The sequence below is a fragment of the Pseudomonas sp. QS1027 genome (assembly GCF_002814235.1).
GTDB lineage: Bacteria > Pseudomonadota > Gammaproteobacteria > Pseudomonadales > Pseudomonadaceae > Aquipseudomonas.
Genome location: NZ_PHSU01000038.1, coordinates 1 through 25,188 on the forward strand (window position 1 = coordinate 1; position 25,188 = coordinate 25,188).

The 25,188-nt window shown below is 61.0% G+C and carries 10 protein-coding genes; all 10 read right to left on the minus strand.

Features of this window, described 5'->3' with window-relative positions; genetic code table 11:
- Positions 1 to 143: 143 nt before the first annotated feature.
- Entirely contained in the window at positions 144 to 542 is a 399-nt protein-coding gene (locus CWE01_RS29890) for a hypothetical protein (RefSeq protein WP_100944180.1), read from the minus strand.
- Positions 539 to 1,345, minus strand: a complete 807-nt coding sequence (locus CWE01_RS29895) for an Imm49 family immunity protein (RefSeq protein WP_100944181.1) — start codon at positions 1,343 to 1,345, stop codon at positions 539 to 541. Before CWE01_RS29895 ends, CWE01_RS29890 begins: the two co-directional genes overlap by 4 nt.
- A gap of 10 nt (positions 1,346 to 1,355) precedes the next feature.
- Positions 1,356 to 7,787, minus strand: a complete 6,432-nt coding sequence (locus CWE01_RS34450; RefSeq protein ID WP_157815307.1) for a hemagglutinin repeat-containing protein — start codon at positions 7,785 to 7,787, stop codon at positions 1,356 to 1,358.
- A 95-nt stretch (positions 7,788 to 7,882) separates the two neighbouring features.
- Positions 7,883 to 16,741: a filamentous hemagglutinin N-terminal domain-containing protein gene (locus tag CWE01_RS29905; RefSeq protein WP_177410527.1), complete on the minus strand. Its 8,859-nt coding sequence runs from the start codon at positions 16,739 to 16,741 to the stop codon at positions 7,883 to 7,885.
- Positions 16,742 to 16,777: 36 nt separating this feature from the next.
- The gene (locus tag CWE01_RS29910; protein ID WP_100944183.1) at positions 16,778 to 18,493 is read right to left on the minus strand and encodes a ShlB/FhaC/HecB family hemolysin secretion/activation protein; all 1,716 of its coding nucleotides are present in this window, start codon (positions 18,491 to 18,493) and stop codon (positions 16,778 to 16,780) included.
- Between the two features lie 253 nt (positions 18,494 to 18,746).
- On the minus strand, positions 18,747 to 19,292 hold the full coding sequence (locus CWE01_RS29915; RefSeq protein ID WP_100944184.1) for a DUF2058 domain-containing protein: 546 nt from the start codon (positions 19,290 to 19,292) through the stop codon (positions 18,747 to 18,749).
- Positions 19,293 to 19,317: 25 nt separating this feature from the next.
- Entirely contained in the window at positions 19,318 to 20,151 is an 834-nt protein-coding gene (mazG, locus tag CWE01_RS29920; protein ID WP_100944185.1) for a nucleoside triphosphate pyrophosphohydrolase, read from the minus strand.
- Positions 20,152 to 20,315: 164 nt separating this feature from the next.
- Positions 20,316 to 22,559 carry a GTP diphosphokinase gene (gene relA, locus CWE01_RS29925; RefSeq protein ID WP_100944186.1) on the minus strand — a complete coding sequence of 748 codons (2,244 nt, stop codon included), beginning with the start codon at positions 22,557 to 22,559 and terminating at the stop codon, positions 20,316 to 20,318.
- 119 nt (positions 22,560 to 22,678) lie between these two features.
- Positions 22,679 to 24,031: a 23S rRNA (uracil(1939)-C(5))-methyltransferase RlmD gene (rlmD, locus tag CWE01_RS29930; protein WP_100944187.1), complete on the minus strand. Its 1,353-nt coding sequence runs from the start codon at positions 24,029 to 24,031 to the stop codon at positions 22,679 to 22,681.
- The gene (gene cysM / locus CWE01_RS29935; protein ID WP_100944188.1) at positions 24,031 to 24,933 is read right to left on the minus strand and encodes a cysteine synthase CysM; all 903 of its coding nucleotides are present in this window, start codon (positions 24,931 to 24,933) and stop codon (positions 24,031 to 24,033) included. The genes rlmD and cysM overlap by 1 nt, the downstream gene beginning before the upstream one ends.
- Positions 24,934 to 25,188 lie beyond the last annotated feature (255 nt).

The following is a 25,188-nucleotide window of genomic DNA, read 5'->3' on the forward strand; positions in this document are numbered from 1 at the left end:
TAAGTAAGTGCCATTCAAATCTGTCCCCTTTTTCGTCGTCGGGGCCAAGAGGGCTTACAACCTTGACTCGATACCGGCTAATGGGTGTCCCCTTTTCGGCTTTACCGCGCTAGTCACATCAAGTTGACTGGCCGGTATACGAATCACACTGCAATACGCAACATTTTGACCTCTTGCGTCTCAACATCCAGACACACAACGCATGCCACTAAGGTACCTTTATCGATGGCATTGTCGATCTTTCTCGCGAGCTGAGCGGTTTCTTGCAGGCAGTTCAAACTCATAACCAAGGTATTTAGCCAGGGCTTAGAATACTGCGTATGTGGCCCAAGCGACGCAGTGTCAAGCTGTAAACCACCCTGTGCATCGAGAAACTTCAACCCGAGGAGCAACGTTACGTTGCTATCACTTTCGAAAATAGCAAGTTGATCATTATTGTAATCACCACCGTAACGTCCCGGGATAAGTGCTGCTCCTTGCCGCAGCACCAAAGACTCGAATAGTTGTGTTCTCTCTTTGGCCTTCTCCGAAAGATGGTTCATATCGTTCTCAAAAAACTGAAATACGGATCATAGTGGTCCAATGCATTGACCGGAAGCCATTGCGCCGGAATGAAAGGCGTCTCACATTTCACCTCATAACCACTACGCCAGGCAATTTTGGCGTAAATGACGCCGAAGGTTGAAATCAGTCCCTCGGAATATCCGTTCTCGCTACTGAGCCTTTTTCTTATGGATGCCGCCGACGTCAACTCAAGCAAAGCGTGCTCCATGGCAGGCTTGTCCCCATTGGCTAGAGCCATGAAAAACTCATTGTCCAACAAGAACATCTGCTTCGCCCCTTTAGGCGGCTTTTCCCTCATTAATAGGCAGCGCTCACTCAACCGCCTCATGTCCCCTTTGGCCGCCAATACAATCTGATAAGCCAGAAAGTCGGCCGTGGTGGTTGATTGAATGCGTTTTTCATCGACTATATCGCGGCACTGACAGAACCAATCGATGAGCATTTCATTATCCGAAACCAGTGCCCTCATGAAATCCAGCGTTTTAGGAAGGAAATTTATTTTGTCGCTCTGCAACGAGAACTGATATCGATGCAATGACTCAGCGACAGAGAACCAGCGCTTCATTTCCTCAAGATCAGCGGTCTCGAACCAAGCGAGCATTCCCCGAGCAAATGCATAGGACGAAAGCCTTTCGGCACACGCAGCAGGATTTCCCCGCTGATTTTCTATATTCGTCACATAACCTTGCACATCAAAACCACCCTCAAGATGTGACTTGATATGTTCCAACCTGGCCTCGGCCTTGGCAGCTGCCGCACCGTATGCGCTCCACACACTCACGCTATAAACCTCACTTCAACTTCGCGATGATCAACTGCCCTGACTCACGGTCCACACCAGCGACCCCCTTGGTCAGGGTTCCATTTTTCAGTGCCTTGTCAACCGCCTTAAATGCCGCTGACTCCTTGTCAAGGCTGCCCAACACTTTTTCAACCCATTTGTCAGACATCTGAACGATATCATTGGCGTCACGTGACAATGAGATACCGCCATTTATCTGCTTGGAGTCGAGCAGGATAACGGACTCTCCGTCAGCGCTCATATATACATGGTCAAACCCATTGTTGCTTCCGTATTTCCCCCCGTCCAACGGCTGAAGCCCCTGCCGCTGGCTAACCGATTCCACCAGCTCCTCCGTGAGTGCGCCTGAGCGATCGACGCCGCTAGCAACTTGCTGAGCCAATGCCCTTTCCGTTGCAGTCAGATCGGTAATAGCATAACCGCCAGCGTTCAGCTTAGTCGCACTAACATAGCCTCCGGCGGTTGGCTCTAGCGCGGACAGCTCATCGATTGCCGGAACACCTGACTTGATCGGCTCGGGCTTTGAAATGACAGGCCGATTAGGCGTTACAGTCGCCTCGCCATCAGTAATGGCACTGCCAGGATTCAAGTTTTTCGCCGATCTAGTTTCGAGTTCAGCAACTCGCTCTCCCAACTCGGCACTGTCCTTGAGAACCAGTTTACCCAACGTCTTACTGGACACCTCGATCCCGACCTTAGCCAGTGTCACGCCTGCCTTGGCAGCACCGCCGATACCCGTCACAACACTGCCCACGGTGTAGATCAATAACCCGAGGTCACGCCCCAGTTGAACAGCCTGCTCATCCCCCCCTGTCTCCAGAGCAATCTTCATCCGGTCGATGCTTGCTACCAAGCTATCAGCCGCAGCGGTACCAAGCTTCGCTCGTACCTCATCGCTACTGACAACAGAAGCCAATCCGCTCAATCCCTCGATAGGGTGGGCTAGAAACTGAGAGAGCCCCTCCACATCCTGCAAGCCACCTTGGGTGATACCCAAGCCGATACCGCTAGAGGTCAAAAGGTCCTGCTTCACCGAAACACCGGACCATTTAGCCAGGACCGCAGCCTTGGCGACGAGCCCCACGGCTTCATCCATTTCCTTATGGGCTTGTACAAGCTGCTGCGTCGCCAACCAGTTATTATCTACGTTGGCGGTTGCTGTATTGTTTGCAATGGCGGCGTCGTTCGGGTCGCTTCCCGCCGCAATTCCGGTCACCAGACTAGTAATGATATTGCGCTTGGCTTCACGCTCGGACTGTGTTTCGTTTGGATCGGTATCCTTGAACAGATTGGTCAGGACGCTACTGGCCGCACCGCCCATTGCACCCGATGAGCAGCCCTGGCTGCTGGCCACCGCTCCCGCACAACCCAAGATCGCATGCAGCGCCGTATGTATCGGATCACCCTCCTTGATATCGCCCTTGAGGACCAGTTTGCCAATGTAATCTGCCCCTTGCTGCTGGACGTAGTTGACCACCATATTTTGTGCAAACTGGCTCGTACTGCCGGTTACCCCGCCACTGACACCAGCCACCAACGCCGTTGTGATCTGGCGATAGGTGCCCCCTGCCCCCCAGTCGTTGGCAATATCTCTGGCCTGACGATTGAGCTCAATCGCATTATCTATTAGAGCCTGACGTTTCTCGGGGGACAATGTAGGATCATTGGCTGCTGCAAAGGCTGCGTCGGCCAACGCTTTTTCCTTGTCAACTTCATTGGCTCGAGACTCCAGATAGACGCCAACGTTCTGCACAAACTTGGCCGTGATATCAAACCCAGCCTGAATCTCCTGCTGATTGAAAATCGGCTTGAGCTTGTTACTGCCATCCCTGTCGCTGGAGACGTCGGTATTGATCGCCGCAATCGCCTGCGCCGCCGTCTGCCCCGTCAATGCCTGCTGTTTCGAGTCATCGTTGATCTTGACGGTCGCACCGCTGATGCCGCTCTGAGTCGTACTGCTCGACTCCCCACTGGCAATCAGGGCAATCGGCGCATTGGCGCTGACATTTCCATTGCTCGGGACCGGAGTTCCAGGAGCACCAGCCTGTTGGTTACCCTTGGCATCACGACCAATATCCCCGCCAACGCCACCACTCAACCCAATGCTACTGGCGTCGTACTCTGCTTTGTTCCTGATATCAGAGGTCGTCAACGTACCGGTGGATAGGCTGTTCTTCCCATCCTTGACGGCCTGATCGGTACTGGCAATCACTGCGCCATTGAGAGAGGTGTTGCCTTTGACATCGACCTGGAAGCCATCATCGCCAGCCTTGATGCCCGTCTGCTCACTGACACTGGCATAGTCGCTGTTCATCTTCTGCTGGTTAAGGCTCGCCGTGCCACTCACGCCGTAGCAGAACGGCGGAATACAAATACTCACACCGACACTGGCATCTATTTGCTTGGAGCTGAATTTGCTGGTGTCCTGCACACTGGACAGGTTCAGGTCACCACCAACATTGGCTTGTACTTGATTGGCAGTGACCACCGCGCCCTTAAGATTGGTGTCGCTACCGCTGTCGAGCGTGGCCTTGTTGCCGGCTTTGAGCTGAGTATTGGTCTGGGTTACATCGCGACCATCGGACTTGCCCATTCCCTTGTTGGCCGCCAGGTCCAACGTGAAGCCGTTTTGTTGGCCTACGCTGAAACCAATGCCAATACTCGCACCGCTGTTGCCATTGGTGCCGTTTTGCGTCGCCGTGTTTTGCGCGGAGAGTAGATTGATGTCGCCATCAGACTTCAAATTGATGTCATGTCCGGCATCGATGCGACTACCTAACACATTCAAAGTGCTGTCCTTGCCTGCACCCGAAGCGGTGACGTTGACATCACCACCTGCCGCCAGGCTACTGGACACTACGTTCTGGCCGGATTGACTGCTTTCAGTGTGGCTTTCGCTGTTGCTCAAGTTGACGCTGACCTTGAACCCGCCCATGCCGCCATTCATCAGCGTCTGGCCGGCTTCATAGGCCTGCTTGCCACTCATGGCGGCGTTGGCAGCCGCGAGCCCCTGCATCCGAGGATCGGATGTTTTCTCGCTGGACTGAACAGCCTGCTGAACTCCACGAACCGCATCGACCAACGGAATATCAATGCTGCCGCCAACCGCTGTACGGTTGGAGCTCGCCGTGTGATTGGCACTCAAGACGTCGTAGCCGGCCTGGATATCGACATTCTTGGCATTGATCGAGATATCGCCTTTAGGTGCTATGACCTGACTGGCAATTTGGTTGTAGTACTCGGCAGCGTTGAGATTGACGTCACCGCCCAGGGACGCGACCTGACTCCCAGCCTGCCGCGTGCTTTGGCTCTGATTGCCGTCCTTGAGCTGGACAACACCGATTGCGTCCTGCCACCAGGAACCGATTTGCCCGGACTTCTTGCTGCTGGAGGAACTGCTGGACGCACTGGTATTTTCAGCACTGACGATTGCCAGATTGCGCCCCACATCAATCTGCAGGTTGTTGTCGGTGACCAATGTGCTGCCGCGCACGACAGCGTCACGACCTGTCTTGATGCCAAGACTGTCGGCACTGACGCTGGTGCCGATACTGTCGCTGGAGCTCTGCTGGTTCTGCTGCGCTTTCTGCGTAACGTTGGGTGCACCTATCGAATTGAATCCGAACTTGCTGGACTGGCTGTAGTGGCTGGAAGTTTGCTGTTGCAGGGCCGTTCCGATCTCCATATCTCGGCCTGCGCTCAACTTCGCACTCTCTTGCGCATAAAGGGCAGCGGCGTGCAGCGTAAGGTCATTATCAGCTTGCACATCGAGGGTCTTGCCGTGTAGCTCGGTACTGGTCACCGTGGTCTGACTGGAAGATGAACCGCTGCTTTTGCTGGAGAACATGCCCTTTTTGGAGGACGCCGTGGCATAACTGCTGAAGTTCTCCGCGACATCCAGATTGATATCGTGGCCCGCGCTAGCCCTCAGGTCCCCATCAGTCGCCAGTTTGGCGCCTTGGGTATTGAGGTCCTGCGCGGCAGAAACCACGAGCTTCTTGCCGGCATCGATCGAAGAGCTGACGGCAATATCCGTTTCGCTCTGGGTCATTGTCGTGCTCTTCCGGCCCCAGGAACCTTTCTTGGTTCTGGAGTAGTAGGAGTAGTCAGTGTTTTCCGCCGACAGCAGATTCAGGTCCTTGCCGGCATACACATAGGCCTCATTGCCTGCGGATATCTTGCTTGCGATCAGCCCCAGGTCATTACCCGCACTCACCGCAATATTGCCGCCCGCCGTCACACCGGTTGACACTTGGCGGGTGTGATCTTCCTGGCTGGTGACTCTCCTGGAGTTGCTATATGAATGCTGCTCATCCGCCGCCGAGGCCAGCGTCAGATTCTCGGTCGCGGCCATGGAGATATCGCGCTTGGCATCGATCTGGCTGGCGATGGCCGTCAGATCACGACCAGCCGTCATTTGCAGATCGCGCCCGGCACTGACCGTCGCCCCCGTCTGAGTAACGGAACTGTCGTTTGCCCCCCTGCCATAGTAGTTCGTGGATGAGCGACTCTCAGTGGCTGCGATATCGATATCGCGCCCGGCATTGATTCGCGTATCGCCACCGCTCTGCAGCACGCTGCCGTTATTCTCGACGTCGCGTCCGGCCTTGAGGCTGAGGTTGTTCGCCGCTTCGATACGCGCAGCGTTGTCGAGCGATTCACGGTGTGCACTGACGAAGCCTGCCGTCTGGTCGCTGCGGTTGACGTCGCGCTGGTTGAGCACATCGCCGGTGACAGCCGTTACATTCACATCGCGCCCGGCAATGATGCCGCCCGACTTGTTGACGATGTTGTTACCCGCCAACAAATCCAGGCGATTGCCCGCTTCGATCAAACCGGTGTTGACCAGATCATTGCCCGCTGTCGCCTTGAGGTTATTGCTGGCACGCAAGGTCCCACTGTTTTCCAGGTTCGCCCCGGCAATCAGGGTGACATCCGTCCCCTGAATCAACGCCCCATTCGGCGCCAAGCGGTTGGTGGCCTGCGCCAGGTAAAGCACCGGCACCAGCACCTCCTCACCATTGACCACCTGCTTTTCCATCCAGACGATGTCGTGGGTCAGGGCCGCGACCTGCTCGGAAGTCAAGGAGACACCTACCGACAGATTGAGCTGCTGCTTGCTGCTGATGGCGTTGTCCATCAGGTACTTGAATAGCTTCTCGTTCGAGGTTTGGCCATCGATGAAGCGTTGACCCGTGCGGGCCACCACCGCCTGCTGAATCAGTTTCTGTTCATAGAAACCGTCGCCCAGGCGCTTGGCACTGGTGTCCGGGTTGTAACCCAGACCTGAAAGCAGATAGTCCGAGCTCATGAACTGCTTGAGGTCGGTCAGCACCGGGTTGGTTTCAACCAGGTATTTCTGCGGGTTGGACCTGACCGACATATCCGGCAAGCCCTGCACGCGGGCCAGAGTTGATATACCCGGGGTGATCGCCGGAATCAGCGGGTCGCGCTGAGTCACCGGCAAGGTCGGCGTCACACCGGGAACCACCACGGCCACCGGCTGATGAGCAGCGTCGACCTGGACCGTCCCTGGCTGGGTGATAGCGGAGGCACTGCTGATGTAGCCCGGCAGTTGGGTGACATTGCTACCGGTATCGACAGGCGCGGCAACGTTGATGACGCTGGCACCGACGCTGCTGCCGGTGGCCTGACGGGTGGTCTGAGTCAGTTGTCGATCACTGGCGGCGACCGGCGAGAGATCGTCGATCTGGAAATGCCGCGCCTGAACTTCCGGCAGGCCTTGTTGACGCTGGGCGGTACTGACCGCAGCGCCACCCATGCTCCAGTTTTGCGAACCGAGATTGGCCTGACTTGCCTGCCGAACCGAGCCACCCTGCCCGCTCAGGCGGAACAGGCCATTCTGCCCGGTGGGCAGGCTGAAGCCCGGGAGTGCGAGGGGGTTGACCTGCTGCTGGGCAAGGTTCGGGGGCAGTTGGGCATTGATCCGAACCACGACCGGCGCGCCAGTGCCGGCCACCTGGGTGGTCTGGACTTTGTTGGCGCCCGCGCTGAACCCATAGTCCTGGTGAATGACGCTATTGGTCAGGTCCTGGGTCGCGGAGATCGAGACATTGCCGCCGGCCTGGATAACGGCGCTACGGCCTGAAGCACTGCCGTCCTTGGCGACTTCGACGTCACCGGTCAAGACGTATGACAGCAGTTGGCTTGGCAGTGCTACGAGGTTGTTGCGGTCATACTGGGATTGCTGGTATTGCCCATAGTGAGAACCAAGAGCCAAGGTTTGCACCACCTGGCCTGTGATGGGGTCTCTAAATCGAACAGTAGGAACTGGGGCCCCACTCCCATCAGGTCCGGAGCGCTCATAAGTCTCAGCAAGAGCCCTGCTCAATCCACCGGAATCATTGATGTAATAAATATTTGGATAGTCAGGATCGTTTCGCGAGTTGTAGGTAGTCACCTGATAAGCAAAGGAGGCGGCGGTAAGATAATAGATATCCAGCGTCCGATAGATACGCGTGCGCTCGATTGTTCCACCGACCGCACCGACGTTTTTCAGGTTGTCCGCCTGAATGGTAATATCACCGCCGGCACTGACAGTGCTTTTACTATTGAGAAAGTTGCCACCACGAAAGACAAAGTCCCCCCTGCCGAGAGCGAGGCGGCAGCACTGATATCGTTGTCCTGCCCTTCGTAAGTCTCACGGACGGCGATACCAAGATCGTAATAACTCCCTGAGCATCTAAGGCACCTAAGGGTTATGGTGCCCGAGACCAGCTTGCGCCCTAGGCTGAAACCCTCCGTACGGTTCTCGAAGTTGGCGGCATTGATGCTGAACTGGCCGGTACTTTCCAACGACCCGGAGATATTGCTGACCTGGGCCGCCTGAGACGCACCGCCATAGCCGTCGATGCTGACGGCACCCAGGCTGTAAAGCTGGGCCGAATGGTTGGTGAAATTGTTGACGTGCAACGCCGTGTCGCCGCCGCTGAAAATCAAGCCGTTCTCGTTCAACAGGCTGGGCGTGTTCAGCAGCAAATTGCCGGTGCTACCCAAGGTCCCATGGTTGTTGATGGCCCCGGCATTGACGCTCAGTCCCGCCGCCGAAGTGATGCGGCCGGAGTTGTTCAACGCCCCACCAACATTGAGCGTGCTATCTCCCCCCCCGGCAATGCTCCCGGTGCTGCCCAGATTGAGCGAAGCGGCGTTCAGCCCCAGGGTGCCCAGGCTGCTGTAACGACCATTGCCGCCATAGTTGCCCGCCAGGTTCAGGCTGGCCGTGCCATCACTGGCGATCAGCCCGTCGTTGTTCCAATTGACGCCATTGCCGACCAGGCTGGTGGACGCCAGCAACTGCCCACCCGCCGTCTGGTTCAGGGTATTGACGTTCAGCGTCAGGCGCCCGGCCTGGATCACGCTGCTGTTGGTCCAGCTATCGGCGGTCAGGGTCAAGCCGCCACGGGTCACCAGGCTGCCGCCCGCATTCAAGATATTTGCGGTGGCGATATCAAACGTACCGGTACCCACATGCAGCAAGCTGCCGCCCAGGTTCTGGAAGCCGGCGGCATTCAGGGTCAGGTCACTGTTGGCGGTTTCCAATTTGCCGTTGCGGTTGTCGAACATCCCGCCGATCTGCAAATCAGTCTTGCCGCTGGTCCCCAACGCCCGCAGTTGCCCGGTCTGGTTATCCAGGCTGGCGGCACGCACGCTCAGGGTGCTGTCGCTTTCGATAATGCCCAGGCGGTTGTTCAGCGCACCGTTGAGGCTGAGGTCGATCCGTTGGCCGGCAATCTGCCCGTCGTTGTCGCCGCTGTTGTCGAAGTTGTTGCCGCTGACCTGGACCAGGCCCTTGGCGTACAGGCCGCCGTTGCGGTTGTCGAAGTCGGCGCTGGTGATCACGGCATCGCCGCTTTGCGCCGAGATCCGCCCGCCATAGTTGTCGATCCCGCCCAGGGCACTGAGGTTCAGGCGCTGGGCCTGGGTGATGCCGCCCTGGCGGTTGTTGTTCAGGTCGTAGCCGTTTTTCAGCACACCGACGATCCGCGCTTCGAGGGCCGCCTTGACGCTGGCCAGGGTGCCGCCGCGGTTGTCGAGGTTGGCGGCGCTGACCGTCAGGTCGCCGTTCTGGGCGATGAGCTTGCCGCTCTGGTTGTCGACATCGCCGGCGATCGTCAGGTTCAACGCGCCCTGGCCTTGCACGGTGCCCTTGCCGTTGGCGAGGCTGGCGGCAGTCACTTGCACATCACTGTTCTGGCTGTAGATCAGGCCGTCGCCGCTGTTCTGCACGGCGCCGCTGGCGGTCAGGGTCAGTACGTCGTTGGCCGCCACGGTGCCGCGATTGCTGTTATCGAGGCCGCCGCTGAGCACACTCAATAGCCCCTGGCTGACCAGTTGCCCGCCCTGGTTGTTGATCTGGCTGCTGCGGCTGATCACCAGCGGCCCGCCGCTGCCGAGCTTGCCGTTGGTGTTGGTCAGGACACCGAGCAGGTCGAGATTGACCGCGTCATTGCCGGTCAGGCTGCCGCCGGTGTTGTCCAGTGTGCTCCCGGTGAAGCTCAGGGCCTGTTGCGCGCTGACCGTGCCGCTGTTGGTCAGGGCCATGGCGTTCAGCGTCAGGGCCGCGCCGCTGTCGATGGAGCCGCCCGCTGCGTTGTTCAGCAAACCACTGACGGTCAGTTGCTGAGCCGCGCCGCTGGACAGAATGCCGCCACTGTTATCCAGACTGGCGGCGTTGACGGTCAGGCTGTTCTGGCTGACCAAGGCACCGTTGCCACTGTTGAGCAACGCGCCACTGAGGGTCACGCCGAGGTTGCCGCTACGGCTGGAGACCGTGCCGCTATTGCGGTTGTCGAGACTGCCGCCGTTGACCGCCAGTCCCTGCCAGCCGGAAATCAAACCGCCCTGGTTGACCACGCTGTTGGCGGTCACGCCCAGTTGGTTACTGCTGATCAGCTTGCCACCGCTGTTATCCAGGGTACGGCCTGCAATATTGAAACTCTGGCTGCTGGACAGCTCACCGTTTTGGTTGTTCAGGTCGCGCAGGCGGTTGAGGGTCAACGGTCCCTGGGCGTTCAACAGACCGTTGCGGTTATCCAGGTCGCCGCCGGCCAGGTCCAGGCTGAGCGCCTGGCTGCCCAGCAGGCGCCCGCCGTTCTGGGTCAGGGCGCCGAGGTTCAAGCCGATATCGCCCTTGGCCGAGACCTCACCGCCGTTGCTGGAATCCAGGCTGTTGGCGGTGATCGTCAAGCCACCCTGGCTGTTGATCAAGCCATTGGCCGTATTGTTCAAGGCCATGGCATTGAGGGTCAGCGCGCCGCCGCCGAGCAGCGTGCCGCCCTGGTTGTTCAGGTCGGCGCTGCTGATGTTCAGGCTTTGCGCGGCGTTGATCAGGCCCAGGCTCTGGTTGGTCAGTAGGCCGGTCGTCGTCAGGCTGAGGTCGCTGCGACTGGTAAGCGTCCCGCCGCTGTTATCCAGACTGGCCGCCCGCACATCGAGCGCGGCGGCGGCGATCTGGCCCTTGAGGTTGCTCAAGGCCTGGTTGACCCGCAGGGTCAGCGCCTGGTTGCTCAGCAGCTTGCCGTTGCTGTTGTCCAGGCTGTCGGCGAGCAGGCTGAAGGCCTGGGCGCTGGAGAGTTCACCGCCCTGGTTGTTCACGCCCTTGAGGTTGTTCAGCACCAGCGACGGCGCGTTGATCAAGCCGTTCTGGTTGTTCAACTGGCCGTGGTTCAGGTCAAGGCTCAGCGCGGTATGGCTGAAGAGCTTGCCGCCCTGCTGGTCCAGGCCGCTGACGCTGGCGGTCAGGGCCTTTTCGCTGCCGAGGCTGCCACCCTGGTTGGTGACCTGCCCGGCGGTGAGGCTCAGGCTGTCGGCGCTGCTCAGGCTGCCGTTGCTGTTATCGAACGCCCCGGTGCTCACGCTGACCGCGCCCTTGGCGCTGATCACGCCTTGTTGGGTATTGTCGAGGCTGGCGCTGTTCAAGGTCAGAGGGTTGTCGGTGACCAATCGGCCGCCCTGGTTGATCAGGGCACCGGCACTGGTCAGGTTCAAGGCCCCCGCGCTCGACAGGCTGCCCGTCGAGTTGTCCAGGCTGGAGACGTTGAGCGTCAGGTTGCCTTCGCTGCTGATCAGGCCCTGGAGCCGGTTGGTCAGGGCATTGTCGAGGGTGATGACCAGGCCCGACTGGGCACTCAGGGTGCCGCCGCTGTTGTCCAGGCTGGCACCGCTGAGGCTGGCGCTGCCCTGGCTGCGCAACTGGCCCAGGCTCTGGTTGATGACCTGGGCGACCTTGAGGCCCAACGCCGTGTTGGCGAGGACCTTGCCGCCCGCGCTGTTGTCCAGGCGCGTGCCAGTCAGGCTCAGGTCAGCGCTGCCGGAAATCTCGCCCGCGCGGTTGTCGATCTGATCGACAGTGAGTTTCAGCGCTTTTGTCGCCCCGATCAGGCCGCCCTGGCGGTTATCCAGGGCGTTGCCGTTGAGGGTCAGCGCGCCGCCGGCGATCAGTTGACCGTTCTGGTTGTTCAGGCTGGCGATCTTCGCCGTCACATCGAGCTTGCCGGAGACCGCCCCGTTGCTGTTGTCCAGGCTGTTGGCGGTCAGCAGCAGCGCGCCGTCGCCGATCAGGGTGCCGTTCTGGTTGGTGAAGGCATTGGTCACCCCCAGGTCGACCGCGCCCCGGCTGCTGATCAGGCCCTGGCCGTTGTCCAGGCTGGCGCTGCGGCTGTCGAGGGACGCGGCGGAAATCAGGCCGTTGAGGTTGCCCAGCGCCTGAGTGATGCGCAGGGTCAGGCCCTGCTCGCTCAGCAGCTTGCCGTTGCTGTTATCCAGGCTTTGCGCCGCCAGGGTGTAGGCCTGGGCGCTGGAGATTTCGCCGTTCTGGTTGGCGACCCCGTTGAGGTTGTTCAGGACCAGCAGCGGGCCATTGATCACGCCGTGCTGGTTGTTCAACTGGCCGTTGTGCAGGTCCAGGCTCAGGCGGGTTTTACTGAACAGTTCGCCGCCTTGCTGGTCGAGGCCGGTGAGCTTGGCGGTCAGGGTCTTCTCGCTGGCGATGCGGCCGCCCTGGTTGGTGACCTGGGTGGCGCTCAGGTCCAGGCTGTCGTCACTGGTCAGGTGACCGCCCTGGCTGTTGTCCAAGGTGCCAGTCGTAACGCGGGTCGCGCCGGTGCCGTTGATCACGCCTTGTTGACGGTTGTCGAGGCTGGCACTGGCAAGGGTCAAGCCCTGATCCGTGAGGATCGAACCGCCCTGGTTGAGCACCGCGCCGAGGCTGGTGATCGACAAAGCGCCCCCACTGCCGAGTTGGCCCGCGCTGTTGTCCAGGCTCGCGGCATTGACGGTCAGTGCACCTTCGCTGCTGAGCAACCCGGTGTGGTTGAGCAATGCGCCATCGAGGCGGATATCCAGGCCCTTGAGGCCGGAGAAGTTGCCACCGCTGTTATCCAGGGTACTGCCGGCCAGGCGCGCGGTCCCCTTGGCGAACAGCCGTCCCTTGGTCTGGTTGATCAGTTGCGCCACCGTCAGCCCGAGATCGGTCTCGGTCAGCAGCTTGCCACCGTCGCTGTTGTTCAGACGCTGGCCGGTGACAGTGACACGGCTGGCAGTGCTGGAGAGTTCACCGGCACGGTTGTCGATCTGCTCGACATTGAGGGTCAGGGCCTGGGTGCTGGCGACCGTACCGCCGTTGCGGTTGTCGAGGGTTTTACCGGTCAGCAGCAAACTGCCCTGAGCGACCAATGCCCCACCCTGCTGGTTCAGGGTGTCGACGTTGGCGCTGAGATCACCCTGGCTGGCGATGCGGCCAGCGGCGTTGGCGATTTCCTGCGCCTTGAGGGTCACCGGGCCGACCGCACTGAGCAGGCCGCCGCTGTTGTCCAGGCGGGTACCTTGGTAGCCGATGGCGGCCCTGCCGATCAGATTGCCCTTGTCGCGGTTGTCCAGTTGATCGACCAGCAACTTCAAGTCCTGGTCGGCTTGAATCACACCACCACGGTTGTCTGCCGAGGCGCTGCGCAAGGTCAGTAGAGCCTTGCCCGCCAGGCTGCCGCCACGGTTATCCAGGCTGCCGGTGCCAAGGTCGATGGCCTGGCCGGCGCGCAGCTTGCCTTGCTCGCGGTTGTCGAAAGCGCCGCTGATGGTCGCGGTCAGCGGGCCGTCGACCGCCAGCAGGCGGCCCGCCGCGCGGTTGTCCAGGCTGGCGGCGGTCAGGCGCAGGGCCTTGCCGGAACCGAGGCTGCCGGCATGGTTGTCCAGGGCGCCACTGAGGTCGATGCTCAAGCCCAGGTCGCCGGTCAGTTGGCCGCCGGTGTTGTCCAGGCTGGCGGCCTTGAGACTCGCCTGCCCGGCGCTGGACAGGACGCCGTTGCGGTTGCTGACAGCGCCGAGGACCGTCAGGCCCAGGCCGGCATCGCTGCCGAAGGTGCCATTGGAGTTGTCGAGGCTGGCGGCGTGCATGTCCAGGCCGTTGCCCGTCACCAGTCCCTTGACGTTGCTCAGCGCCTGGTCGATGCGCAGAAGCAAGGCCTGCTGACTGATGACCTTGCCCCCGCTGTTGTCCAGGCTTTGCGCGGCCAGGGTGAAGCCCAGGTCGCTGGAGATTTCGCCGTTGCGGTTCGCTACGTCCTTGAGGTTTTTCAACGACAGGAGACCGCTGGCGTTGATCAGGCCGTTCTGGTTGTTGAGTGAGCCGTTGGTGAGGTCCAGGCTCAGGGTACTGCTGCTGAACAGCTTGCCGCCCTGCTGGTCGAGGCCACTGACCCGCGCGGTCAGGGCCTTGGCGCTGGACAGGCTGCCACCGTTGTTGAGCTGGCCGCTGCTGAGGTCCAGGGTGTCGCCGCTGGTGAGGGTGCCACCCAGGTTGCTCAGGGTGCCAAGGCTGTTGAGGGTCATACCCTGGACGCTGGAAAACTGGCCGCCGTCGTTGTTCAGGCTGCCGGTGTTGAGCAGGACCGAGCCGTCACCCTTGAGGGAGCCCTGGGCATTGAGCAGTTGGTCGCTCAGGGTCAGGCCCAGGTTGCCCTTGGCGTACAGGTTACCGCCCTGGCGGTTGTCGAGGCTGGCGCCGCTCAGGGTCAGGTCGGCCCCACTGCTGATCTGCCCGCCCAGGTTGCTCAGCGCCCCGGTTGCACCGAGGCTCAGGTTACCCTGGCTGGACAGCGTACCGCCGGCACTGTTGTCGAGGCTGCCGAGGGTCAGGTTCAGCGCAGACTGGGCCGTGGCCCGCCCGCCCGTGTTGAGCAGGCTGGCCGTCTGGATCGCCAGGCTGTTGCCGGACAGCACGCCTTGGGCGTTGTTCAAGGTCTGGTTGACCAACAGGGCCAGGGCCGCGTCGCTCAGGACCTTGCCGCCGGCGCTGTTGTCCAGGCTGTTGGCCGCCAGGGTGAAACCCTGATGGCTGGAGATTTCGCCGTTCTGGTTGACCACCGTGGAAAGGTTCTTGAGCAACAGCGCGCCCGGAGTGGTGATCAGCGCGTTCTGGTTATTGAGCAGGCCCTGGTTCAGGTCGAGGGTCAGGCCGGTGGTGCCGCTCAACTGGCCCTGGGTGTGCTGGTCCAGGCCGGTGGCGTTGACGGTCAAGGCCATGGCGCTGGTGATACGACCGCTCTCGCTGTTGTTCACCTGGCCGCTAGTCAGATTCAGGGCATTGTTGCTGCTCAGCAGGCCGGATTGGTGATTGTCCAGGCTGGCACTGTTGATCACGGCGGCGCCGTTGCTCTGGATCTGACCGGACTGATGGTTGTCCAGCACGCCGCGGGTCGTCAGGCCCAGGTTGCCCTGGCTGACGATCGAACCTTGCTGGCTGTTGTCCAGCCACGCCGCGTTGACTTGCAGGTTCTGTTGCGCGGCCAGGCGCCCGCCCTGGTTGTTGAAGGCTCCGCTGGCATTGATATTCAGGGTACTGCCGGCCGCGATCAGGCCGGCGACGTTGTCCAGGCTGGCCAGCGTCAGGTTGACGTCGGCCAGGCTGGAGATCTCGGCCTGGCCGTTGCTCAACGCGCCCAGGTTGGCGGTCAGCGAGCCATTGCTGTGAATCAGTCCACCCTGGGTATTGAGCAGTTGCCCGGCGCTCACGCCCAGGGTGCCGCCACTCAAGACCCGGCCTTTGTTCTGGTTGTCCAGGGTCGACGCCGCCACGCTGACTTGCCGCTGCCCGCTCAAGGTACCGCCCTGGTTGCCCAGGGCCTGCGTGGCGCTGACGCTCAGGTCGCGGCTGGCGATCACGCTCTGGCCGCTGTTGCTGATGTTCTGCGCGGTGACGCTGACATCGCCGGTGCTGTTGCGGGTGTTGTCGGCATTGACCCCGGCCTCGATGATAGCGAGGTTGGTCAACTGGCCGCCGCTGTTGAGGGTGATGCTGTCTCTGGCCGCCAGGTTGTTCCGGCTGGTCAGGTCCCCCGTGGTCTGCACGTTCAAGCTGCTGCCGGCGTAGACCGGACCCTGCGCATCGAGGCTCGCGGCCTTCACGTTGACAGCGCCACTGGCCGTGGCCTGGACCAGGCTCAGTTGGCCGTTGGCATCGAGTTGGATATCACCGCCACTGGCGGCCAGATTACCGGCCAGCTTGACCCCGACCCCGGCTTCGGTACCGACCAGCTTGATGGTCCCGGCGTACATGCCGCCCAGCGCCGAAGAATCGATGGCCACCTGGGGCTTGCTGCTGCCGTCGTCGGCACGCGCCGTGGAACTGAGCGTGCGGGCGTCGACATCGTTGCGACCGGCAATGATCGTCAGTTGCTTGGCATTGATCTGCGCGTTGATGCTCGCGGCGCGGGTGATGATTTCGAACTGGTCGACGTTGTTGGCATTCAGGCCAGCACCGTCGATGGACACGCTGCCCTGGTCAACCTGATAGCCCGTGACCTGGCCGTTGGTGATCACCGCCTTACCGGTGGTCAAGGTCGCTTGCGGGGTATTGATAAAACCGCAACCGTTGCAACTGATCCCGTACGGGTTGGCGACGATGACATGGGCCGACTGCCCTGCCACTTCGGTGTACCCGCGCAACTGGCTCGGGCTGCCGCCATTCACTTCGTTGAGGATGACGTTGGCCGCGGCGCCAGTGAAATTCGGGTTGCCGACTATGATCCCGCCCAGTTGCGTGGACTGGGTGCGCGCCGTGGCATTGTTAAGGATGACCCCGTTGGCCCCGACGTTGTAGTCACTGAACTGGTTGTGCGACAGCCCCTGGGCATTCGGCGCGGCAATATTGACGATGGGCACGCCATTGCCCGCCTGGCCGAGCGTGGTGCCCGGCGCACTGACCACGACCCCGTCCGCCTGGGCTAGCAACGGTTGCCAGAACATCGCATTCGCCAGGATGAACGCCAGCCCGCGCTTGGGCAGCCCCAGGAAGTGCTCACGGTTTTTCAGGGCAGCAGAAGGCTGTCGAGCCAGGAAGGCAAACTGACGAACGTCCATGTCGGAATCTCAATGCAACGAGTGCGGTGAATGGCGTTAAAGGAAGAAATCCATACGGAAATAGATCGGTGCTTCGCGTTCGGTGATCGGCGCCGGTCGCTCCAGGGAATTGGCGAACGTCACGGTGGCGGCGAGGTGCTTGCCCCGGGCAAACAGCTCAATCGAGTCGCTGGTCATGCGCCCATGCTGTTCAGCGCTGTAGCGCCCATTGCGAATCACGCCCTGGTCGTAACCGATACTGGTGCCGTACTCGGAAAGCACAGGCTCTAGCCAGTCCCAGGTCACTGGCCGGCTCCAGCGCAGGTCATTGCGCCAGTAACCGCCGCTGTCGCCGGACAACGTCTGATCCTTGTAGCCACGAATGGAAGACTGCCCGCCCAGGCTCATGCGCTGTGTGCTGAACAGCACGTCATTGGTGCGCTGGCCGGTCATCAGGCTGCTGAAGCTGAACGACTCGCCCCACAATTTGAACGGTTGCAGGAAGCTGACCGTGGCGGTGTATTTGCGATAACGGGCGTCGGGCAAGCCCTGCGTGAAATTCGCGACATTGTCCTGGGCATCAAAGGCACTGATGCCATCTTGCATCCCCAGGTCGAGGTTGACGAAGGCGCTGCCGATCCGCCGACCATGGTTGATGCCGAACTGCGCTTCGCTCAGGCGGTTGCTGCTCTGGGCCAGCTTGCTGCCTTCGATAAAGTTATTGGTGCGCAAGGTACTCAGGCCGCTACTGAGCGAGGTCTTGCTCAGGGCGTCACGGTAAATCACCCGCTCCAGTTTCACCTGCTGGTTCTGGCTGTCACCGGTCTGCTGGAAGTTGAAACCGTTGGCCTGAGCCTGGGAGCGGTAGTCGCTTTCGCTGTAGGTGTAGCTAAGGTTCCACCAGCCAAATGGCAGGTTGTAATAGAGCATGGCGTTGCGCGAGTTCTTCGTTTGGTCGCTGACCACATCATGGCCGGCGCGCAAGGACAGCTGATCAGCCAGCCCCAACGGATTGTCCCAATCGAAGGTCGTTCCGGCCTGTTGCTCGCCCGTGCTGCGCTGGCCATCGTTACCGTAGGAAAGCCCAGCCCGCCAAGGTTTCTGCGGGGTATTCTTGACCAGCACCTCGCTGCCACCGACTTCCTTGCCCGGCGCCAACTCCATCTGCGCCTGGTTCGACGGCAGGCGGTTCAGTTGGTCGACCATCTGCTCGATCTCGCGCAGATTGAGCAACTCACCCTGCTTGCCCGGAAAACTCATCGCCAGTTCGCGATCGGACAGGCCGCTGCCGTCGGCACCCTTCAAGCCTTCGAGTTTGCCCTCGACCACCAGCACTTTCAGGTTGCCCGTGGACAGGTCCTGCTGCGGCAGATAGGCGCGGCTGGTGACCAGGCCTTTCTCGATGTAGCGATCAGTGATGACCTTGAGCAACTCATTGAGCTGCGGCACACCCAGGCACTGGCCAATGTAAGGCTTGAGCAGGCGTTCGCGCTCGCCCGCGGACAGGGCGTCGGCACCTTGCAGGTCAACGCTCTTGATCGGGAAACAGCGGGTATCGGCCGGGGCCGTTGGCGACATGGGAGCCGCCGCTTTACCGGGCAGTTCCTTGAGTTCTTCGAGACGGCGCCGCTGCTCTTCCAGCAGACGGTCCTGGCGATCACGGATCAGGTCGGTGTCACCCGGAGTGGGTGCCGCATGGGCTGCGCCGAAAGTGCCCAGACAAAATACAGCGGACAGCAGACCACGCCTCGTCCTGAGTGCCAAAACCCACATCGCAGATCCCTCTAAATGGCCTTATGCCATCAACGGGGCGCGATCATAGGGTGGCTATTTAATGGCGCCAATTAAATGTATCAAATCATTTCAATCAAGACACAAACAGTCAGGCCTTGGTGGCCGATGCCCCAACTGGGTTGCATGTTCATGATCGGGATTCCCGTAGAGCCCCCTTCCAGACCCAATCCACTGGCAGAGCCCCACAAACACAAACCCCGCCTTTTCAGCGGGGTTTGTTGTTTTCAGCCGGTTACCACATCAGATCGTCAGGGATCTGGTAGGCCGCGTACGGATCATCCTCATCCGGCACCTGGGCTTCGCTCAGGACGTTGAGCTGGACGATACGCTCAGGGGCCCGCTCCTGGATCTTCAGCGCCGCTTCACGGGGGATCACCTCGTAGCCGCCACCGTGATGGACGATCGCCAGGGAGCCGTTGCTCAGCTTGTTGCGCATCAAGGTGTTGACCGACAGGCGCTTGACCTTCTTGTCGTCGACGAAGTTGTAGTAGTCCTCGGTGGTCAGCTTGGGCAGGCGCGAGGTTTCGATCAATTGCTTGACCTGGGCCGCACGGGCCTTGGCCTCGACCTTTTCCTGCTGCTGGCGGTTCAGCTCCTGGTCGCGTTTGACCTTCTCGGCCTGCGCTTCCTGGGCCAGGCGCGCCTGGGTGTCGTCAGCCTCGATCTGGCCCTTGTGGACCAGGCGCTGCTGCTTCTGTTTCTCTTTGCCGACCTGTTTGGCCTGCTTCTGGTTGACCAGTCCTGCTTTGAGCAACTGGTCGCGAAGGGAAAGACTCATGGTGCTTACTCACTTGGGCAACGGCTCAGCCGCAGCTGGGCCTATTCTTTTCCTGACGTTTGGCTTCGCCCCACAAGGCGTCCAACTCTTCGAGGGTGCAATCTTCCATGGGACGGTGGGTGTCGCGCAATGCCTGTTCGATAAAACGGAAACGTCTGTCGAATTTGCCATTGGCGCCCCGCAAGGCATTTTCCGGGTCGACCTTGAGGTGCCGGGCCAGGTTGACCACCGCAAACAGCAGGTCGCCGACTTCATCGGTGATCGCCGCCGGGTCGTTGTCGGCCATGGCTTCGAGCACTTCGTCGAGCTCTTCGCGAATCTTGTCCACCACCGGCAAGGCGTCCGACCAGTCGAAACCGACCGTGGCCGCGCGCTTCTGCAGCTTCGCCGCCCAGGACAATGCCGGCAACGCGGCCGGGACATCGTCGAGCAGGGACAATTGCTCAGGAGCGCGGTGGTTCTCGGCGCGCTCTTGCGCCTTGATCTCTTCCCAGCGCAGCTTGACCTGTTCCTCGCTCAGTCGCGGCAGGTCCAGCGGTGCATAGAGATCGCCGGTGGGAAAGACGTGGGGGTGACGACGAATCAGCTTGCGGGTGATGTTGTCGACCACGCCGTCGAATTCGAAGCGCCCTTCTTCCCGGGCCAGTTGGCTGTAATAGACCACCTGGAACAACAAGTCGCCCAGCTCACCCTGCAAGTGCTCGAAGTCGCTGCGCTCGATGGCGTCGGCGACTTCGTAAGCCTCCTCCAGGGTGTAGGGGACAATCGTCGCGTAGGTCTGCTTGATGTCCCAGGGACAGCCGTATTGCGGGTCGCGCAGACGGGCCATGAGGTGGAGCAGGTCTTGAAGGCTGTACATCAATGATCTCGTTCGGTTCTGTCACACCCTGGAAAACGCCGCGAACCTTGTAGGAGCGGCCGGTCGACGCTCGATTGCCCGCGAAGCTTTTGGCGCCCTCAAGGACGCCTTCGCGGGCAAGCCCTGCGCCTACAGTTTTGCGGCGTATTCAAGGCCGCGGATGATCAAGGAGTGCGATTGCGCCGGGTTTCGATAATGTTCGGCAACTGGGAAATCCGCCCCAGCAACCGCCCCAGAGCATCCAACCCCGGAATCTCGATGGTCAGGGACATCAACGCGGTGTTGTCCTCCTTGTTCGAGCGGGTGTTGACCGCCAGTACGTTGATCCGCTCGTTGAGCAACACCTGGGACACGTCACGCAGCAGACCGGAACGGTCGTAGGCGCGGATGATGATGTCCACCGGATACGTCAGCACTGGCACCGGCCCCCAGCTGACCTGGATGATCCGCTCCGGCTCGCGCCCACCGAGTTGCAGCACCGCGGCGCAGTCCTGACGGTGAATGCTCACGCCGCGGCCCTGGGTGATGTAACCGACGATGGCGTCCCCCGGCAACGGCTGGCAGCAGCCGGCCATCTGGGTCATCAGGTTGCCGACGCCCTGGATCTGGATATCGCCACGTTTGCCCGGTTTGTAACCCGTGGCCTTGCGCGGAATCAGTTCCAGCTGTTCGTTGCCGCGCTCCGGTTCCACCAGTTGCTGCGCGGCATTGACCAGTTGCGCCAGGCGCAGGTCGCCCGCGCCGAGGGCGGCGAACATGTCCTCGGCGGTTTTCATGTTGGCCTTGTCGGCCAGCTTGTCGAAATCCACCTGCGGCAGGCCCAGGCGCGCCAACTCGCGTTCGAGCAAGGTCTTGCCGGCCGCGACGTTCTGGTCGCGGGCCTGCAACTTGAACCAGTGGACAATCTTCGCCCGTGCCCGGGACGTGGTGATATAGCCCAGGTTCGGGTTCAGCCAGTCACGGCTCGGCGTACCGTGCTTGCTGGTGATGATCTCCACCTGCTCGCCGGTCTGCAGGCTGTAGTTGAGCGGCACGATCCGCCCGTTGATCTTCGCGCCCCGGCAGTTGTGGCCGATCTCGGTGTGTACCCGATAGGCGAAGTCCAGCGGTGTCGAGCCCTTGGGCAGGTCGATGGCATGGCCGTCAGGGGTGAAGATATAGACCCGATCCGGCTCGATATCGACCCGCAGTTGCTCGGCCAAACCACCGATATCCCCCAGCTCTTCGTGCCACTCGAGCACCTGACGCAGCCAGGAGATTTTCTCTTCGTAGTGATTGGAGCCGGATTTGACGTCGGTACCTTTGTACTTCCAGTGCGCGCAAACCCCCAGCTCAGCCTCTTCGTGCATGGCATGGGTGCGGATCTGCACTTCCAGGACCTTGCCTTCCGGACCGATCACCGCCGTGTGCAACGAGCGGTAGCCGTTCTCTTTCGGGTTGGCGATGTAGTCGTCGAACTCTTTCGGAATATGCCGCCACAAGGTGTGGACGATGCCGAGCGCGGTGTAGCAGTCGCGCATTTCCGGCACCAGCACGCGAACCGCGCGCACATCGTAGATCTGGCTGAACTCCAGGCCCTTGCGCTGCATTTTTCGCCAGATCGAATAGATGTGCTTGGCCCGGCCGCTGATATCGGCCTTGACCCCGGTGGCGAGCAATTCGTTTTCCAGCTGGTTCATCACCTCGCTGATAAAACGCTCACGGTCCAACCGCCGCTCGTGCAGCAACTTGGCGATCTGCTTGTACTGGTCGGGCTCCAGGTAACGGAACGACAGGTCTTCCAGTTCCCACTTGATATGGCCGATGCCCAGGCGGTGTGCCAGGGGGGCGTAGATATCGAAGACTTCGCGGGCGACACGGTTGCGCTTCTCGTCGTCGGCGGTCTTCACCGCGCGGATCGCGCAGGTGCGCTCGGCCAGCTTGATCAAGGCCACGCGGACATCGTCGACCATGGCGACCAGCATCTTGCGCAGGTTTTCCACCTGCGTCTGGCTGCCCAGTACCTGGGACTGGCGTGGACTGAGGCTGGCACTGATGGCGGCCATGCGCAGCACGCCGTCGATCAGCTTGGCCACCACCGGGCCGAATTTCTGGCTGACCGCGGCCAGGGGAATCTGCCCCTCGCGCACGCAGCGATACAGCACCGCCGCCACCAGCGAATCCTGGTCCAGCTTGAGGTCGGCGAGAATCTCGGCGATCTCCAGGCCGGTGCTGAAACTGGAACCGCCTTCGGGCCAGAGGTTCTGGGCCGCGTTGGTCTGTTGTTCGGCAAGCCGTGCGTATTCGCAGGCTTGTTTCAAGGCTTCACGGTCCAGCGCCAGATCGACGCTCACCGTATGATCGAGCCATGCCTCGAGATTGATACTGCCGTCGGTGTTGATCGGCTGGTGTGCTCTCACCTGTACCATCTTGCTTACCTTCCCTACGACGCAGATTCAATGCGTCAAAATCGCTGACCTGTTGTGGCCCCCGCAGTCTGGCTGGGCTGACAGAATGCGGCGGCGGTCAGTCGGACCAGACGAGCATCCTAGCTCGCTTCAAATAACGCCATGGCCTCGACATGCGCGGTCTGCGGAAACATATCGAGGATCCCGGCACGTTTTAACCGGTAGCCCTGCTTGATCAATTCAACCGTGTCCCTCGCCAGCGTCGCCGGGTTGCAGGACACGTACACCAACCGTTCGGCCCCCAGGGCGGCGAGCTTGCCCACCACCTCGAACGCACCGTCACGGGGTGGGTCCAAGAGTACCGCAGAAAAGCCGTCTTTGGCCCAACCGGCATCACTCAAAGGCAGGGACAAATCGGCCTGAAAAAAATGCGCGTTATGCAGATTATTGCTCAAGGCATTGGCGGCCGCACGTTCGACCATGGTCGCCACGCCCTCCACCGCCACCACTTCACGCACCTGGCGGGCCAGGGGCAAGGCAAAGTTGCCGAGCCCGCAGAACAGGTCCAGGACCCGTTCATCGGCAGCCGGCTTCAGCCAGTCCAGCGCCTGGGCGACCATGGCCTCGTTGACCCCGGCATTGACCTGGACAAAGTCCCCCGGCCGATACGCCAGTTCCAGATCCCAGGTCTCCAGGCGATAGCCCAGCGGCAACGACGGGTCTACCGGTTGCGGGCCATCTTCGCCATGCAACCAGAGTTGCGCGTCATGGGCCCTGCAAAATTCCTGTAGTACTTGCAGGTCCTGCGCCGACAACGGCGCCATATGCCGCAGCAACACCGCCACCGCCGAACCGCTGAACAATTCCACATGGCCGAGGGCCTGGGGTTTGCTCAAGCGCCGCAGCATGGCCGGCAATTCACGCATCAACGGTTGCAAGGCCTGTACCAGCACCGGGCAGTCGTCGATGGCAACGATATCCTGGCTGGAGGCGGCGCGAAAACCGACCTCCAGGGTCTTGCCCTTGGCGTCCCAGCGCACGGCCACGCGGGCCCGTCGCCGATAGCCGAACTCCGGACCGGTCAGGGGCACCGCCCACTCCAGGGGTTCGACGCCCGCGACACGGGACAGTTGCTCGGCGAGCATGCTCTGTTTCAGGGCGAGCTGGTCGTCGTGGGGCATATGTTGCACGCTGCAACCACCACAACGCCCGGCATGGGCGCAGGGCGCAGGGCGACGCCGATCACTGGCGAGGAACACCCGTTCAGTGCGCGCCTCGACCACCTTGCCATGGGCACCCAACACCCGCGCTTCGACTTCTTCACCGGCGAGGGCACCGGTGACGAACCAGGTGCGGCCTTCAATAAAGGCAATGCCCCGGCCGTCGTTGGACAGCCGCTCGATGGTCAGGCGCTGCTTCTTGCCCGTCGGCACTTGTGGTGCCCGGCTACCACCAGTGGGCTGGAAGCGCAGGCCGCGTTCATGCTTGGCCATCAGTTGGGCGCGTCGTAGATGCCGGTCGACAGGTAGCGGTCGCCTCGGTCACAGATGATTGCGACCATCACCGCGTTCTCGACTTCGCGGGACAGACGCAACATCGCTGCCACCGCACCACCCGAGGACACACCACAGAAAATCCCTTCTTCACGGGCGAGACGACGCATCACGTCCTCCGCCTCTTCCTGGCCCATGTCGACGATACGGTCGACACGGTCGGCCTGGAAAATCTTCGGCAGGTACTCATGGGGCCAGCGGCGGATGCCCGGAATCGAGGCGCCTTCCATCGGTTGCAGACCGACGATCTGCACCTCGGGGTTCTGCTCTTTCAGGTAGCGCGACACGCCCATGATGGTCCCGGTGGTGCCCATGGAGCTGACGAAATGGGTGATGGTGCCCTGGGTCTGGCGCCAGATTTCCGGACCGGTGCTGGTGTAGTGGGCTTCGGGGTTGTCGCCATTGGCGAACTGGTCGAGCACCTTGCCACGGCCTTCGGCCTGCATGCGCTCGGCCAGGTCACGGGCGCCTTCCATCCCCTCCTCGCGGGTCACCAGGATCAACTCGGCGCCATAGGCGGTCATCGCCGCCTTGCGTTCGGCGGTGGAGTTGTCCGGCATGATCAGGATCATCTTGTAACCCTTGATCGCGGCTGCCATGGCCAAGGCAATCCCGGTGTTGCCCGAGGTGGCTTCGATCAGGGTATCGCCGGCCTGGATCTGCCCACGCAATTCGGCGCGGGTGATCATCGACAGTGCCGGACGATCCTTGACGGACCCTGCGGGGTTGTTCCCTTCAAGCTTGAGCAACAGGGTATTGCTGGTGGCACCGGGCAGGCGCTGCAAGCGGACCAGGGGCGTGTTGCCGACGCAATCGGCGATGGTAGGGTACTGCAAGGTCATGGCGTATTCGCAATCCAGACTGCGGGGGCTGACATCATACCGGCAAACGTCGGCGCTCCATATCACGCAAAGTATGGTGCTTATGGCTTATAGGTATAAGCCCCGGACACCTTGTCACCGTCGATTGCCAGAATACTCGGCGAGCCAATGGATACGGGCTGTCTCCCGGGAGCTGGCGACTGATCATATCCCGGAGAACTTTGCGAGATTTACCCCACCGCAAATGGCTACACTGCGCAGGTGGAGCGGGCGCAG

Excerpts from the sequence above, each read along its gene's own strand:
- CWE01_RS29890 (WP_100944180.1), bottom strand. The coding sequence starts at position 542 with ATGAACCATCTTTCGGAGAAGGCCAAAGAGAGAACACAACTATTCGAG.
- CWE01_RS29905 (WP_177410527.1), bottom strand. The coding sequence starts at position 16,741 with ATGGACGTTCGTCAGTTTGCCTTCCTGGCTCGACAGCCTTCTGCTGCC.
- CWE01_RS29910 (WP_100944183.1), bottom strand. The coding sequence starts at position 18,493 with ATGTGGGTTTTGGCACTCAGGACGAGGCGTGGTCTGCTGTCCGCTGTA.
- CWE01_RS29915 (WP_100944184.1), bottom strand. The coding sequence starts at position 19,292 with ATGAGTCTTTCCCTTCGCGACCAGTTGCTCAAAGCAGGACTGGTCAAC.
- mazG (WP_100944185.1), bottom strand. The coding sequence starts at position 20,151 with ATGTACAGCCTTCAAGACCTGCTCCACCTCATGGCCCGTCTGCGCGAC.
- relA (WP_100944186.1), bottom strand. The coding sequence starts at position 22,559 with ATGGTACAGGTGAGAGCACACCAGCCGATCAACACCGACGGCAGTATC.
- rlmD (WP_100944187.1), bottom strand. The coding sequence starts at position 24,031 with ATGGCCAAGCATGAACGCGGCCTGCGCTTCCAGCCCACTGGTGGTAGC.
- cysM (WP_100944188.1), bottom strand. The coding sequence starts at position 24,933 with ATGACCTTGCAGTACCCTACCATCGCCGATTGCGTCGGCAACACGCCC.